Consider the following 13,428-nt stretch of genomic DNA (forward strand, 5'->3'; position numbering starts at 1 on the left):
TTACCAACCCGTGATTTCACGTAGGCCTTTACCGATGTCAGCAAGAGACTTAACAGTCTTAACGCCTGCTGCTTCTAGTGCTGCGAATTTATCTTCAGCAGTACCTTTACCGCCAGAGATGATTGCGCCTGCGTGGCCCATACGTTTGCCCGGAGGAGCAGTAACACCAGCGATGTAAGATACAACTGGCTTAGTTACGTTTGCTTTGATGAAATCAGCCGCTTCTTCTTCCGCAGTACCACCGATTTCACCAATCATTACGATTGCTTCAGTTTCTGGGTCTTCTTGGAAAAGTTTCAAGATATCAATGAAGTTTGAACCTGGGATAGGGTCACCACCGATACCAACACATGTAGACTGACCAAAGCCTTCATCTGTTGTTTGCTTAACTGCTTCGTATGTCAGAGTACCTGAACGAGATACGATACCTACTTTACCCTTCTTGTGGATGTGACCAGGCATGATACCAATCTTACACTCGTCTGGAGTGATAAGACCTGGACAGTTAGGACCGATCATGCGAACGCCAGTTTCTTCTAGCTTCACTTTAACGTCGATCATATCTGTTGTAGGGATACCTTCAGTGATCGTTACGATCAGTTCGATACCTGCATCAATCGCTTCTAGGATTGCATCTTTACAGAAAGGAGCTGGTACGTAGATAACTGTTGCTGTTGCGCCAGTTACTTCTACCGCTTCACGTACTGTGTTGAATACTGGAAGGCCTAGGTGAGTTTGACCACCTTTACCAGGTGAAACACCACCAACCATTTGCGTACCGTATGCGATAGCTTGGTCTGAGTGGAATGTACCTTGACCGCCAGTGAAACCCTGACAGATTACTTTAGTGTCTTTGTTAATTAATACAGACATTATTTAGCCTCCGCAGCAGCAACAACTTTCTGAGCAGCATCTGTTAGAGATTCAGCTGCAATGATATCAACATCAGAATTAGCAAGTACTTCGCGACCTAGGTCTGCGTTTGTACCTTCTAGACGAACAACTACAGGAACTGTTACGCCGACTTCTTTAACTGCACCGATAATACCTTCAGCGATCATGTCACAACGAACGATGCCACCGAAAATGTTTACGAGTACTGCTTTAACATTGTCATCAGAAAGGATGATCTTGAATGCTTCAGCTACACGTTCTTTTGTCGCGCCGCCGCCTACATCAAGGAAGTTTGCTGGCTTGCCGCCGTGTAGGTTTACGATATCCATCGTACCCATCGCAAGGCCTGCACCGTTAACCATACAGCCAACGTTACCATCTAGTGCTACGTAGTTCAGTTCCCACTGTGCTGCGTGTGCTTCGCGCTCATCTTCTTGAGATGGATCGTGCATTTCACGTAGTTTAGGCTGACGGTACATCGCGTTTGAGTCGATGTTGATCTTGCCGTCTAGACAAAGCAGGTTGCCTTCGCCAGTAATTACAAGCGGGTTGATTTCTAGTAGAGCTAGGTCGTACTGAGAGAACATTTGGCCAAGACCCATGAAGATCTTAACGAACTGTTTGATTTGATCGCCAACTAGACCAAGTTTGAACGCCAGTTCACGGCCTTGGTAAGCTTGAGGGCCTACTAGAGGATCGATCGCTGATTGGTGAATCAACTCTGGAGTTTCTTCAGCGATTTTCTCAATGTCCACACCGCCTTCAGTTGACGCCATGAATACAATTTTACGCGTTGCGCGGTCAACAACAGCACCTAGGTAAAGTTCGTTAGCAATGTTTGATGCTTCTTCAACTAGGATCTTAGTTACAGGCTGACCATTAGCGTCTGTTTGGTAAGTCACTAGGTTTTTACCTAGCCACTTTTGTGCAAACTCTTTAACGCCTTCTTTGGTGTCATGTAGCTCTACGCCGCCCGCTTTACCGCGGCCACCAGCGTGTACTTGACACTTAACGACTTTCTTGGCTGTACTGATACGACCTGCAGCTTCGAAAGCTTCTTGTGCAGTATCACATGCGAAACCTTCTGGTACAGGCAAACCGAATTCTGCAAACAGCTGTTTGGCTTGGTATTCATGCAAATTCATTTTGATATTCCGTTTATTTTCCCTTAAGGGATTATTATTTCCATAACGACACAGTTTCCTGTGTTACGTCTGTAGGGTCTTCTCAAAACAACTGCTGTCCATTTTCTAATGGCTTTACAGTTCAATTGAAGGCCAGACGTTGAGCAGCCTAGCCTTTGAAACTTTTTACGTCTAGCTAACGGGGTTAACTAGACGTTTTAGCGATACTAAACGTCTAATAGCAGACGTGCAGGATCTTCTAGAAGCTCTTTGATGGTCACTAGGAAGCCAACTGATTCACGGCCATCGATTAGACGGTGGTCGTAAGAAAGCGCTAGGTACATCATTGGTAGAATCTCTACCTTGCCATCAACAGCCATTGGACGGTCTTGGATTTTGTGCATACCCAAAATTGCCGCTTGAGGCGGGTTGATGATTGGCGTAGACATTAGAGAACCAAATACACCACCGTTTGTGATAGTGAAGTTGCCGCCCATCAGTTCATCAACCGTTAGCTTGCCGTCACGACCTTTGATTGCTAGCTCTTTGATGCCTTTTTCGATATCAGCGAAACCTAGTGTGTCACAGTCTTTGAGTACTGGAGTCACTAGACCACGTGGCGTAGATACCGCCATGCTGATGTCGAAGTAGTTGTGGTAAACGATATCTGTACCATCAATAGAAGCGTTCACTTCTGGGAAACGCTTCAGTGCTTCTGTTACTGCTTTCACGTAGAAAGACATGAAGCCAAGACGCGTATCGTGACGTTTCTCGAATTGGTCTTTGTACTGCTTACGAAGGTCCATGATTGGCTTCATGTTCACTTCGTTGAAAGTAGTCAGCATTGCTGTGCTGTTTTTCGCTTCTAGAAGACGGTTTGCAACTGTCTTACGCAGGCGAGTCATAGGCACGCGTTTTTGGCTGCGAGCCGCTGCTGGCGCTTCAACTGCTGGTGCAGATGCTGCTGCCGGAGCCGCTTTCGCTGCTGCTAGGTGTGCGTCGATGTCTTCACGAGTAATACGACCACCAACACCAGTGCCTTTAACGTCAGCTGGTTGTAGGTTGTGCTCAGCAAGCAGGCGACGAACAGCTGGGCTTAGTGCGTCGTTGTTCTCTTCTGTTAGCGCAGCTTTATGGCGCTTATCAGGAGATGCTTCTGTATCTTCAGTGGTGTCTTTCGTTGGTTCACCAGCGACAGCACCCGGCTTGATTTTAGCCAAAAGCTGCTTAGAAAGTACCGTAGCACCCTCTTCTTCGATGATAGCTTCCAGAACACCCGCTTCAGGAGCCGGTACTTCTAGAACTACTTTATCTGTTTCGATATCTACAATGACTTCATCACGTGCAACCGCTTCGCCCGGTTTTTTGTGCCAAGTAGCAACTGTTGCATCAGCCACAGATTCAGGTAAATCTGGAACCAGAATTTCAATTGTCATGTGCGTATTTTCCTTTTACTTCTAGTTCTTAAGTAGGGTCAAAGCGTCGTCAACTAACGCTTTTTGTTGTTTCAAGTGTACTGACATATAGCCAACAGCTGGTGATGCTGATGCAGGACGACCTGCGTATTGAATATCAGCACCTACTGGGATAGCAGCTCGGAAATTATGTTGGCTACTGTACCAAGCACCTTGGTTTTGTGGCTCTTCTTGACACCAAACGTAATCGACTACATTTGTGTACTGTGCGATGGCAGCTCTCACGTCCTCATAAGGGAACGGGTAAAGTTGCTCAATACGTACAATAGCGACATCGTCTTGCTCGTTCTTACGTCTTTGGTCAAGCAGGTCAAAGTAAACCTTACCTGAACAGAACACGACGCGTTTTACGTTCTCAGGCGCCAGATCATCAATTTCTGCGATAGCTGGTTGGAACGTGCCTTCTGCCAAATCTTCAAGAGAAGAAGTACACAGAGGGTGACGAAGCAATGACTTAGGTGACATTACAATCAGTGGACGACGCATTGGTCGAACAACCTGACGGCGAATCATGTGGTAAACCTGAGCTGGTGTTGAAGGAACAACAACCTGCATGTTTTGTTCAGCACATAACTGAAGGTAACGCTCAAGACGTGCAGAAGAGTGCTCCGGGCCTTGGCCTTCATAACCGTGAGGAAGCAGCATAGTTAGACCACATAGACGTGCCCACTTTTGCTCACCTGATGAAATGAATTGGTCGATAACAACTTGTGCACCGTTTGCGAAGTCACCAAATTGAGCTTCCCAAAGGGTTAGACCGCTTGGCTCTGCTGTCGCGTAACCATACTCAAATGCGAGTACCGCTTCTTCAGATAACACAGAGTCAAACACTTGGAATGGCCCTTGTTTATCATGAATGTTCGCAAGAGGAACATACGTGCTTGCATCTGATTGATTGTGCAGTACTGAGTGACGGTGGAAGAACGTACCACGACCTGAATCTTGGCCTGAGATACGAATACGCTTACCGTCGTCAACAAGTGTTGCGTATGCCAGAGTTTCAGCCATACCCCAATCGACTTGTTTCTCACCATTCACCATGGCAGTACGATCGTTGTACAGTTTATTTACTCGGCTTTGCAGCTTGTGGCTGTCCGGGTATTGACAAAGTTTGGTACCAAGCTCTTTCAGACGCTCGATATCAATTTTGTTGTCCCATTCAATGTTCCAGTCGTGACCAAGGTATGGAGACCAGTCAACAGAATGAAGTGCCATTGGGCGCCACTCTTTAACCACAACTTCACCGTGATCAAGTGCATCACGATACTCGTTAACGAGTTGGGTTGCCGTATCAATACCAAACTCACCGCGCTCCATCAGTACGTCAGCATACAGCTTACGTGGTGTTGGGTGCTTCTTGATTTTTTGGTACATCAAAGGCTGTGTTGCATTCGGCTCATCGGCTTCATTGTGACCGTGGCGACGGTAACAAACCAAATCAATAACAACATCACGCTTAAACGTATTACGGTAATCCAATGCAAGACGCGCAACAAACGCAACCGCTTCTGGATCATCAGAGTTAACGTGGAAAATCGGAGCCTGAACCATCTTCGCGATATCGGTACAGTACATCGTAGAGCGTGTATCGCGAGGGTTAGACGTTGTAAAACCAACTTGGTTGTTTACAACGATACGAACCGTACCACCTACACAGAAACCACGAGCTTGAGACATGTTAAACGTCTCTTGTACTACACCCTGACCAGCGATAGCTGAGTCACCGTGGATAGTAATTGGAAGTACACGGCTACCATCATTATCACCAAGGCGATCTTGACGTGCACGTACTGAACCGATAACTACCGGGTTTACGATTTCTAAGTGAGATGGGTTAAATGCTAGTGCTAAGTGAACGTTGCCGCCTGGCGTTGCGAAGTCCGCAGAGAAGCCTTGGTGGTATTTCACATCACCAGTACCCCACGTGTCATCGTGCTTGCCCGCAAACTCGTCAAACAGGTCTTGTGGCTTTTTACCAAGCACGTTGACCAACATGTTTAGACGACCACGGTGAGCCATACCAACAACAACTTCACGCATGCCTTGTCCGCCAGCATGACGAATAATTTCTTTCGTCATTGGGATAAGAGCATCACCACCTTCCAACGAGAAGCGTTTTGCGCCTGGGAATTTCGCACCAAGATAGCGCTCAAGACCTTCAGCAGCAGTTAGCTCTTCTAGGAAAGCTTGCTTTTCTTCTTTGTTGAAAGAGGGCTGACCAGATACAGACTCTAAACGTTGTTGGATCCAACGCTTTTGCTCTGTATTTGTCATGTGCATGTATTCAGCACCAATAGAGCCACAATACGTTTGCTTTAGAGATTTGTAGAGATCTTTAAGCACCATCGTCTCTTGGCCAATGGCGTAAGAGCCGACGTTGAACGTCTCATTGAGGTCATCTTCGGTAAGAGTGTGGAAAGAAGGGTCCAGTTCATCAACTGTCGCTCTTTTCCATAAACCTAGGGGGTCTAGATTTGCTGCTTGATGCCCTCGGAATCGATAGGCATTAATAAGTTGCAGAACCTTTACTTGTTTCGCATCGACATCTGGATCACTAACTTGGACACTGTAATGCTTTGTTTCTTGAGCGAGTCGACGGAAGTATTCACGAACACGAGAGTGTGGTTGTTCCACTGTCTCTGAAGCTTGCACAGGCAGTTCTTCAAAAACACTTCTCCATTCGTCACTTACCGAATCTGGGTCACTTAGATACAGTTCATAGAGTTCTTCTACGTACGTTGCATTGGCGCCAGCCAAGTGTGAAGACTCGAGCCATGCCTTCATCACGCCGTTGTGCATATTTTCCCTTAACCAGTAGTTTTCACGTTTGCTGCGGTCTATGCCGAGCTATTAAAAGGCCGCCCCAAAACTTCTAGGGCGGCAATTTTTATATAACTTAAACCGAACGATTCACTAGCATGGTCTTGATGTGACCAATAGCTTTCGTCGGATTTAATCCCTTAGGACAAACACTTACACAATTCATGATGCCATGGCAACGAAAAACGCTAAATGCATCATCAAGATCGGACAAACGTTCGTCTGTCGCTGTATCTCGGCTATCAATTAGCCAACGGTACGCTGCAAGCAGGCCTGCTGGTCCGATGAATTTGTCAGGGTTCCACCAGAATGATGGGCATGACGTTGTACAACATGCACACATGATACATTCGTACAATCCATCTAAATGAGCACGCTCATCAGGGCTTTGTAAGTTTTCACGAGCCGGTGGCACATTGCCATCAGACACTAAGAATGGCTTCACTTTTTCGTAGTTATCGTAGAACTGAGTCATGTCTACAATCAGGTCACGAACAACGGGTAAGCCAGGCAGTGGGCGAATCACAATCTTGTCTTGGCCCGAAAGCGCAGACAATGGCGTGATACACGCTAGGCCATTTTTACCGTTCATGTTCAAACCATCCGAGCCACATACACCTTCACGGCATGAGCGACGGAATGAGATTGTTGGATCTTGCTCTTTCAACAGAATAAGCGCATCCAAAAGCATCATGTCTGAACCTTCATCCACTTCTAGAGTGTATTCCTTCATATAAGGTTTCTGGTCGACATCTGGATTGTAACGATATAAAGAGAAATTCAGTTTCATGGTCATATCTCCTTAGTACGTACGTGCTTTTGGTGGGAACGCTTCACGATGGATAGGTTCCATGTTTACACCACGCTTAGTCATGCTCTCTGACTCTGGGTTGTAAAGTGAGTGGCATAGCCATTGCTCATCATCACGGTCAGGGAAATCGAATCGAGCGTGTGCGCCACGGCTCTCTGTACGGAAATTTGCAGCAACAGCCGTTGCGAATGCCGTTTCCATCAAGTTTTCAAGCTCTAGACACTCGATACGTTGAGTGTTGAACTCTGTAGACTTATCAGATAGGTGTGCATTTTTCAGACGCTCGCGAATCGCTTTTAGCTCTTCTAGGCCTTCAGCCATTGCTTTGCCTTCACGGAATACTGAGAAGTTGTTCTGCATACATTGCTGAAGATCTTTACGGATTTGCGCTGGATCTTCGCCGTCTGTGCTGTTTTCCCAACGGTTGTAACGCTCTAGTGAACGCTCAATGTCAGCTTCAGTTGCAGGTTTCGCTTCGCCTTGCTTCTTCAGTGTCTCACCTAGGTGTAGACCTGTCGCACGACCAAATACCACCAAATCAAGCAGTGAGTTACCACCTAGACGGTTGGCACCATGTACTGATACTGATGCGATTTCACCACAAGCAAAGAGACCTTGGATTTCAACATCGCTGCCGTCTTCGGTTTGCTTAATAGCTTGACCAGAAACTTGTGTTGGAACACCACCCATCATGTAGTGACATGTCGGGATTACTGGGATTGGCTCTTTCACTGGATCAACGTGAGCAAAGGTACGAGAAAGTTCACATACACCAGGAAGACGAGATTCAAGCGTCTCTTTACCTAAGTGATCAAGCTTAAGCTTAATATGTGGACCCCAAGGGCCATCGCAACCACGACCTTCACGAATTTCAACCATCATTGAACGAGCAACAACATCACGACCCGCTAAGTCTTTAGCGTTTGGTGCGTAACGTTCCATGAAGCGTTCGCCGTCTTTATTGAGAAGGTAACCACCTTCACCACGACAACCTTCCGTTACCAATACACCTGCACCAGCGATACCCGTTGGGTGGAACTGCCACATTTCGATGTCTTGCATAGGAACGCCAGCACGAATCGCCATACCAACACCGTCACCAGTATTAATATGTGCATTGGTTGTTGATGCGTAGATACGACCAGCACCTCCGGTTGCAAGGATTGTTGCCTTCGCTTTGAAGTAGCAAACCTCACCGGTTTCCATGCAAAGCGCAGTAGTACCTAAGATTGCACCATCTTCGTTCTTAACAAGATCCAGTGCATACCACTCAGAGAAAACAGTCGTTTTGTGTTTAATGTTTTGTTGGTAAAGCGTGTGAAGCAGAGCGTGACCAGTACGGTCGGCTGCAGCTGCGGTACGAGCCGCTTGCTCACCACCAAAGTTTTTAGATTGACCACCGAAAGGACGCTGGTAAATAGTACCGTTCTCAAAACGAGAGAAAGGTAGGCCCATTTTTTCGAGTTCGATTACCGACTCAGGACCGTTTTTACACATGTATTCGATAGCGTCTTGGTCACCGATGTAATCAGAACCTTTTACTGTGTCATACATATGTTGTTCCCAATGGTCTTCATGCGCGTTACCAAGAGCAACAGTGATGCCGCCTTGCGCTGAAACCGTATGAGAACGAGTAGGGAAAACTTTAGAAAGCAATGCACAAGAAAGGCCTTGCTCAGAAATTTGCAGTGCGGCACGCATACCTGCACCACCAGCGCCGATCACTACGGCATCAAACTCACGAACAGGAATAGTCACTTACGCACCCCACAAAATAAACAGACCAGAGAAGAAATATCCAAGAAGAACTGCAACAACACCGACTTGAAGACCAACACGCAGTTTTGCGCATTTGATGTAGTCAGTTAGTACTTGCCATAGGCCGATCCACGCGTGAACCAAAACAGAAGTAAGCGCTAACATGGTGAAGACTTTAGTGAAGGTTCCACCAAAGAATTGCGTCCAAGATGCGTAAGAGATATCACCAGAGAAAGCACAGAAGCTAACTAGGTAGATAGTGTAAAGCGTCATAATGATGGCAGTTGCACGAATCAATAGATAATCGTGGACACCATTACGACCAAAAGTAGAAACGTTGTTTACCATACTAAGATCCCCGCTAGTAGAGACAATACCGCTGTTGCTGCGAATGCAACCTTAGCGCTCTTAGCGCCAGATTCCAGCTCTTCAAAGTGACCAAGGTCCATAAGAAGGTGACGAATACCACCAGCAATGTGGTAAGCCAAAGCGGTTAAAATGCCCCACAGAATAAACTTCACGAAGAAACCATCGACAATGTCGCTAGCTTCGGCAAAGCCTACTGGGGATGAGAGGGAAATGGATAGTAACCAAAGCAGAATTCCAATCGCGACAAAAGTTATCACCCCAGACACACGGTGTAGGATGGAAGCTATTGCTGTGATTGGAAAGTGGATGGTCTGTAAATCTAAATTAACAGGTCTTGTCTTTCTTTCTTTCACGGGCTTGCTCACTCAGCTCCATTGAGCATTATGGTCATTAAATAACCTTATGATATTGTTATGGACAAAATTTGATTGTAAACCTTCAAAGTTTAACATTAACTTAACAAATGACTGAAGTTGAGCCTTAGATAATTGTAAAATAATTGTTAACTGCTCGATTAAGAAAGACACCTCACATTTCTTCTTAGCCTTGCATTTATAAGGTTTTAACCAAACTTTTCAGCGTCACTATACGACTGGCAACATTCTAATACAATTGATGTAACAAATAATGCTACACAGACCAGATTTTTAACGAATTTAATGTAAAAAACACTAACAAGTGCACACAAAGCTTCAGAAAAATTGACTTTCCCACGTAAGACCAGTAAAAAAATGGCACATAAACATCCTGGACGGATTAAATAATAAACAAAGGAGATTGTTATGGCGGATAAGAAAGCTACCCTTCACATTGAAGGTCAAGCGCCAATCGAGCTGCCGATTACAGAAGGTGTACTTGGTACTCCAGTGATCGATGTTCGTACACTAGGTTCTAATGGTTTTTTCACTTTTGACCCTGGTTTTCTTGCCACTGCATCCTGTGAGTCTCAAATCACTTTTATTGACGGTGGAAAAGGCATTCTTTTACATCGTGGTTATCCAATCGACCAACTTGCCAATAACGCTGATTACTTAGAAGTATGTTACATACTTCTTTACGGTGAAGCCCCATCTCGAGCTGAGTACGAAAAGTTCAAGACTACCGTGACACGTCACACTATGGTGCACGAGCAAATCGCTAGTTTCTTCCACGGCTTCCGTCGTGACGCTCACCCTATGGCTGTAATGTGTGGTGTTGTAGGCGCTCTAGCGGCGTTCTACCACGACTCACTTGATGTCAACAACGATACACACCGTGAAATTGCGGCATACCGCCTGATTTCAAAAATGCCAACACTGGCTGCAATGTGTTACAAATATTCAATCGGTCAGCCGTTTATCTACCCACGTAACGACCTAGGCTACGCAGAAAACTTCTTACACATGATGTTTGCAAACCCATGTGAAGAGTATGAAGTGAACCCTATCGTTGCTCGTGCAATGGATAAGATTTTCACTCTACATGCTGACCACGAACAGAACGCTTCTACGTCTACAGTGCGTCTTGCTGGTTCATCTGGTGCTAACCCGTTTGCGTGTATCGCAGCAGGTATCGCATCACTTTGGGGCCCAGCTCACGGCGGTGCAAACGAAGCTTGTCTGCGCATGCTTGAAGAGATCGGTAGCGTAGATAACATTGAAGAATACGTTGCGAAAGCAAAAGACAAAGATGACCCATTCCGTTTGATGGGCTTCGGTCACCGTGTTTACAAGAACTACGACCCACGTGCAACAGTAATGCGCGAAGCGTGTCACGAAGTGCTTAAAGAGCTAAACATCCAAGATCCACTACTAGACGTAGCGATGGAACTTGAGCGTATCGCTCTTTCTGATGAGTACTTTGTTTCTAAGAAGCTATACCCGAACGTAGATTTCTACTCAGGTATCATTCTGAAAGCAATCGGTATTCCAGTATCTATGTTTACAGTAATCTTCGCGATGTCTCGTACCATCGGTTGGATTGCTCACTGGAACGAAATGCACAGCGATCCGACGAACCGTATCGGTCGTCCTCGTCAGCTATATACTGGTGAAGAACAACGTGACTTTAAAGCACTTCACGAACGTGAATAGTTGCTATAAATCATAATGTTAAAAGGGGTTGATGTGAGAACATCAACCCCTTTTCTTTTGTACGCTCTCAACCCCGTCATCCTCAAGAATGCGAAGTGAACGAATAAAATAATATCGTCATCCCCAAGAACGAGGGACGAATGAGTTGGGGATCTCCTTAAGCGAGCAGATAAACTATACAGGTTACCTGCTCAATTCTAGAGAACGACGCATACACTCGACTCGTCCCCCTTATCTCGCATCTGCTCTTAAACTGGGTTATCGATATCAATAAACTCAACATCCAAGCCATGTTCTTCCGCTAACCATTCACCTAACGCTTTTACACCGTATCGCTCAGTCGCGTGGTGGCCAGCAGCAAAATAATGAATGTCTTGCTCGCGTGCTGAGTAAGTAGTGCGCTCAGAAATTTCACCAGAGATAAATGCGTCGATACCTTGAGAGGCTGCAAGTTCAATGTAATCTTGACCGCCGCCAGTACACCAACCTACCGTTTCAATCATTTTATCTGCGTTTTCAGGAGCAATATGTAGCGGCTTACGATTCAGTACTTGATCAATTTTTGCCGCAAACTCAGCACCGGTCATCGGTGTCTTTAATCTACCAAACATAGCAACCGATTGTGGGTGCCCTTCCAAGCCACCTTCTACTTCAATATCAAGCAGTTCAGCGAGTTTGGCGTTGTTACCAAGTTCAGGATGGATATCGAGAGGTAAGTGATAACCCAAAAGGTTAATGTCATTCTTTATCAGAGTGCGAATGCGTTTGCCCTTCATGCCACGAATTGCCTCTGACTCACCTTTCCAAAAGAAACCGTGATGAACCAACAAAGCGTCTGCGTTCAGTTCTACCGCTTTATCAATCAAGGCTTGAGAAGCTGTTACACCAGTAACGATTCGCTTCACTTCTGTCGCGCCTTCAACTTGAAGACCATTAGGACAGTAATCTTTAATCTGCTGTGGCTGCAGTTTTTCGTTAAGTAGCTTTTCTAATTGTAAGTTAATCATTTTTCTTTCCAGCTTACCTTTATAATAACGTCGTTATATCAATTTACGGGTAGAATGTCGAAAGCCCCACGATGAGTTTATGAGGAAGAGATGACAGCACTGCAACGTTTTTACCAATGGGTCATCGACTCACCGCCATTACTAGAAATCAAGCCACCGGTTTCGGATCTCAGTGCATTCTCTAGCAACCATGCCATCGACTCATCACATACTTATGAGGGTAATCCTAGATTAGGTTTCCTCTACCAATATCTATGCGAGCAAGTGATCGCTGCCTCACCGAATTACTCGATAAAACACGACGAGATTCAGATCAATGTGGAAGGCAGAACTCTCGGTGCAATCGACTTTATTCTTAAAGAAGAGAGCAGCCAAAAGCTGGAACATTGGGAAGTGGCGATTAAGTTTTATCTGCTCCACGAACAAACATGGTTTGGACCCAACTCTCACGACCAATTGGATAAGAAACTCGACAGGATGCTCAGCCACCAACTCGAAATGTCCTCTTCTGCCGCCTTTGTTGAGCAATATCCAGAAATCGATGTCGACTCAAAACACTTACTGATGCAAGGTCGTCTATATACCAACCCTTTCTTAGAGCAAAACATACCGACAAAATGCTTGGGCTATGACATTAACCCAAGCCAAGTAAACGGCTTTTGGTGCTATCAAGATCAGGCTCATTTAATCAGTGAACCACTGTATCCACTCACCAAAGAGCAATGGGCAGCAGGGACGGATGATTTCAGCAGTCAGCCGATCACCGAGTTCGGTGATCGCTTCGTCCATGGGCAAACAAAGTCGGGGCAATTCTGGTTTGTGATGCCACAAAGTTGGCCACACGGTTAGTCGTCTGAGCTAACTCAGTTACCTTTTCCCGCTTATACGTAACTAACACAAACAAAAAGGGTTGATGCTTTCACATCAACCCTTCTTCTATTTACTTAGCAACTCTAGGGCGTGTTGATCTTTGCTGTACATTTCGCGTTCAACAATACATCGGTAGCCACATTAACATGAATGCCAGCGATAACATGCTGGCATAATTCCTTTCTAGCTTGTCATATCTACTTGAAATAGCTCGATAATGCTTAATTC

11 protein-coding genes and 1 pseudogene are annotated in these 13,428 nt (G+C 45.6%); 2 read left to right on the plus strand and 10 right to left on the minus strand.

All coding sequences use genetic code 11. The annotated features are described in order from the left end of the window. The 8 genes from sucD to sdhC all read right to left on the minus strand — a co-directional run bounded on the left by sucD (position 1) and on the right by sdhC (position 9,616). A complete protein-coding gene (gene sucD / locus AB4507_RS05860; RefSeq protein ID WP_017061945.1) occupies positions 1 to 873 on the minus strand; it encodes a succinate--CoA ligase subunit alpha in 873 nt (290 codons plus the stop codon). After that, positions 873 to 2,039: an ADP-forming succinate--CoA ligase subunit beta gene (sucC, locus tag AB4507_RS05865; protein WP_010436793.1), complete on the minus strand. Its 1,167-nt coding sequence runs from the start codon at positions 2,037 to 2,039 to the stop codon at positions 873 to 875. The genes sucD and sucC overlap by 1 nt, the downstream gene beginning before the upstream one ends. Positions 2,040 to 2,245: 206 nt before the next feature. Then, positions 2,246 to 3,454 (minus strand): 2-oxoglutarate dehydrogenase complex dihydrolipoyllysine-residue succinyltransferase, encoded by a 1,209-nt coding sequence (gene odhB / locus AB4507_RS05870; RefSeq protein WP_017056410.1) that lies wholly within the window; start codon positions 3,452 to 3,454, stop codon positions 2,246 to 2,248. Positions 3,455 to 3,475: 21 nt separating this feature from the next. Next, positions 3,476 to 6,292, minus strand: coding sequence for a 2-oxoglutarate dehydrogenase E1 component (gene sucA / locus AB4507_RS05875; RefSeq protein WP_017061946.1), 2,817 nt, complete (start codon positions 6,290 to 6,292; stop codon positions 3,476 to 3,478). Between the two features lie 97 nt (positions 6,293 to 6,389). Beyond that, positions 6,390 to 7,103, minus strand: coding sequence for a succinate dehydrogenase iron-sulfur subunit (locus tag AB4507_RS05880; RefSeq protein ID WP_010436773.1), 714 nt, complete (start codon positions 7,101 to 7,103; stop codon positions 6,390 to 6,392). A gap of 12 nt (positions 7,104 to 7,115) precedes the next feature. Then, entirely contained in the window at positions 7,116 to 8,882 is a 1,767-nt protein-coding gene (gene sdhA, locus AB4507_RS05885) for a succinate dehydrogenase flavoprotein subunit (protein WP_050647360.1), read from the minus strand. Continuing rightward, a complete protein-coding gene (gene sdhD, locus AB4507_RS05890) occupies positions 8,883 to 9,230 on the minus strand; it encodes a succinate dehydrogenase, hydrophobic membrane anchor protein (protein ID WP_010436768.1) in 348 nt (115 codons plus the stop codon). It lies immediately after the preceding gene. Next, positions 9,224 to 9,616, minus strand: coding sequence for a succinate dehydrogenase cytochrome b556 subunit (sdhC, locus tag AB4507_RS05895; RefSeq protein WP_017061948.1), 393 nt, complete (start codon positions 9,614 to 9,616; stop codon positions 9,224 to 9,226). Before sdhC ends, sdhD begins: the two co-directional genes overlap by 7 nt. A gap of 417 nt (positions 9,617 to 10,033) precedes the next feature. On the opposite strand from sdhC, the gene AB4507_RS05900 reads away from it, so the two are divergent. Continuing rightward, the gene (locus AB4507_RS05900) at positions 10,034 to 11,323 is read left to right on the plus strand and encodes a citrate synthase (protein ID WP_017061949.1); all 1,290 of its coding nucleotides are present in this window, start codon (positions 10,034 to 10,036) and stop codon (positions 11,321 to 11,323) included. 248 nt (positions 11,324 to 11,571) lie between these two features. Here AB4507_RS05900 and AB4507_RS05905 read toward each other — a convergent pair whose 3' ends face one another. Next, positions 11,572 to 12,330 (minus strand): Nif3-like dinuclear metal center hexameric protein, encoded by a 759-nt coding sequence (locus tag AB4507_RS05905; RefSeq protein ID WP_372182362.1) that lies wholly within the window; start codon positions 12,328 to 12,330, stop codon positions 11,572 to 11,574. Positions 12,331 to 12,420: 90 nt separating this feature from the next. On the opposite strand from AB4507_RS05905, the gene AB4507_RS05910 reads away from it, so the two are divergent. Further along, complete coding sequence (locus tag AB4507_RS05910) at positions 12,421 to 13,179, plus strand: DUF1853 family protein (RefSeq protein ID WP_017061951.1); 759 nt, start codon at positions 12,421 to 12,423, stop codon at positions 13,177 to 13,179. A gap of 139 nt (positions 13,180 to 13,318) precedes the next feature. Here the strand turns inward: AB4507_RS05910 and AB4507_RS05915 are convergent. After that, positions 13,319 to 13,428 (minus strand): annotated as a pseudogene (locus tag AB4507_RS05915) (IS5/IS1182 family transposase); the annotation flags it as partial.

This window comes from Vibrio sp. 10N.222.54.A3, assembly GCF_041474095.1.
GTDB classification, from domain to species: Bacteria; Pseudomonadota; Gammaproteobacteria; order Enterobacterales; family Vibrionaceae; genus Vibrio; species Vibrio crassostreae_C.